At 53.0% G+C, this 2781-nt stretch carries 1 rRNA gene; it reads left to right on the forward strand.

Features of this window, described 5'->3' with window-relative positions:
* Positions 1-2781: ribosomal RNA gene (locus tag ACH6C1_RS19555) — 23S ribosomal RNA — on the forward strand; the annotation flags it as partial.

Genomic DNA, 2781 nt, shown 5'->3' on the forward strand with positions numbered 1-2781 from the left:
TAGTACGTATCACTGAATACATAGGTGATACGAGGCAGACCCGGGGAACTGAAACATCTCATTACCCGGAGGAAGAGAAAGCAAATGCGATTTCCTGAGTAGCGGCGAGCGAAACGGAATTAGCCCAAACCAGAAGGCTTGCCTTCTGGGGTTGTAGGACACTCCTTTGGAGTTACAAAGAAACCATATAGACGAAGCGGCTTGGAATGGCCCGCCATAGAAGGTAAGAGCCCTGTACTTGAAATGTGGTTTCCTCCGGAGTGTATCCTGAGTACGGCGGAACACGTGAAATTCCGTCGGAATCCGGGAGGACCATCTCCCAAGGCTAAATACTCCCTAGTGACCGATAGTGAACCAGTACCGTGAGGGAAAGGTGAAAAGCACCCCGGAAGGGGAGTGAAATAGATCCTGAAACCGTGTGCCTACAAGTAGTCGAAGCCCGTTAATGGGTGACGGCGTACCTTTTGTAGAATGGACCGGCGAGTTACGATCCCCTGCAAGGTTAAGTTGTATAGACGGAGCCGCAGCGAAAGCGAGTCTGAATAGGGCGATATAGTAGGTGGTCGTAGACCCGAAACCGTGTGATCTACCCATGTCCAGGGTGAAGGTCAGGTAACACTGACTGGAGGCCCGAACCCACGCACGTTGAAAAGTGCGGGGATGAGGTGTGGGTAGGGGTGAAATGCCAATCGAACACGGAGATAGCTGGTTCTCTCCGAAATAGCTTTAGGGCTAGCCTCAAAGGATGATGGTTGGAGGTAGAGCACTGATTGGACTAGGGGCCCTCATCGGGTTACCGAATTCAGTCAAACTCCGAATGCCAATCAATCTACTTTGGGAGTCAGACTATGGGTGATAAGGTTCATGGTCGAAAGGGAAACAGCCCAGACCGCCAGCTAAGGTCCCAAAGTGTGTGTTAAGTGGAAAAGGATGTGGCGTTGCTTAGACAACCAGGATGTTGGCTTAGAAGCAGCCATCATTGAAAGAGTGCGTAATAGCTCACTGGTCGAGTGACGCTGCGCCGAAAATATACCGGGGCTAAACACACCACCGAAGCTGCGGATTGACATCTACGATGTCAGTGGTAGGAGAGCGTTCTAAGGGCAGTGAAGGTCGATCGTGAGGACGGCTGGAGCGCTTAGAAGTGAGAATGCCGGTATGAGTAGCGAAAAAAGAGTGAGAATCTCTTTCATCGAAAGCCCAAGGTTTCCTGAGGAAGGCTCGTCCGCTCAGGGTTAGTCGGGGCCTAAGCCGAGGCCGAAAGGCGTAGGCGATGGACAACAGGTTGATATTCCTGTACCACCTAAATCCGCTTGAACGATGGGGGGACGCAGGAGGATAGGGAAAGCGCGCTGCTGGTTATGCGCGTCCAAGCCGTGAGGAAGTTGAGCAGGCAAATCCACTCAACACTAATTCCAGGCGGTTATGGGGAGGGAAATTTAGTACCGAAGTTCCTGATTTCACACTGCCAAGAAAAGCCTCTAGTGAGGAAATAGGTGCCCGTACCGCAAACCGACACAGGTAGGCACGGTGAGTAACCGAAGATGATCGGGAGAACTCTCGTTAAGGAACTCGGCAAAATGACCCCGTAACTTCGGGAGAAGGGGTGCTTCTTTTAAGGAGAAGCCGCAGTGAAAAGGCCCAAGCGACTGTTTAGCAAAAACACAGGTCTCTGCAAAGCCGTAAGGCGAAGTATAGGGGCTGACACCTGCCCGGTGCTGGAAGGTTAAGGGGAATGGTTAGGGACTTCGTCCCGAAGCTGTGAACCGAAGCCCCAGTAAACGGCGGCCGTAACTATAACGGTCCTAAGGTAGCGAAATTCCTTGTCGGGTAAGTTCCGACCCGCACGAAAGGTGCAACGACTTGGGCACTGTCTCAACGAGAGACCCGGTGAAATTATACTATGCGTGAAGATGCGCATTACCCGCGACAGGACGGAAAGACCCCGTGGAGCTTTACTGTAGCCTGATATGGAATGTTGGTACAGCTTGTACAGGATAGGTGGGAGCCTTAGAAGCCGGAGCGCCAGCTTCGGTGGAGGCATCCGTGGGATACCACCCTGGCTGTATTGACATTCTAACCCAGAACCGTTATCCGGTTCGGAGACAGTGTCAGGTGGGCAGTTTGACTGGGGCGGTCGCCTCCCAAAGAGTAACGGAGGCGCCCAAAGGTTCCCTCAGAATGGTTGGAAATCATTCGTAGCGTGCAAAGGCAGAAGGGAGCTTGACTGCGAGACCTACAAGTCGAGCAGGGACGAAAGTCGGGCTTAGTGATCCGGCGGTGCCGTATGGAAGGGCCGTCGCTCAACGGATAAAAGCTACCCCGGGGATAACAGGCTTATCTCCCCCAAGAGTCCACATCGACGGGGAGGTTTGGCACCTCGATGTCGGCTCATCGCATCCTGGGGCTGTAGTCGGTCCCAAGGGTTGGGCTGTTCGCCCATTAAAGCGGTACGCGAGCTGGGTTCAGAACGTCGTGAGACAGTTCGGTCCCTATCCGTCGTGGGCGTTAGAAGTTTGAGAGGAGCTGTCCTTAGTACGAGAGGACCGGGATGGACGCACCGCTGGTGCACCAGTTGTTCCGCCAGGAGCATAGCTGGGTAGCTACGTGCGGAAGGGATAAGTGCTGAAAGCATCTAAGCATGAAGCCCCCCTCAAGATGAGACTTCTCATCATTTTAAATGAGTAAGATCCCTCAGAGACGATGAGGTAGATAGGTTCGAGGTGGAAGCGTGGTGACACGTGCAGCTGACGAATACTAATCGATCGAGGACTTAACTAA

It is taken from the genome of Terribacillus sp. JSM ZJ617, from assembly GCF_044383785.1.
GTDB lineage: Bacteria > Bacillota > Bacilli > Bacillales > Amphibacillaceae > Terribacillus.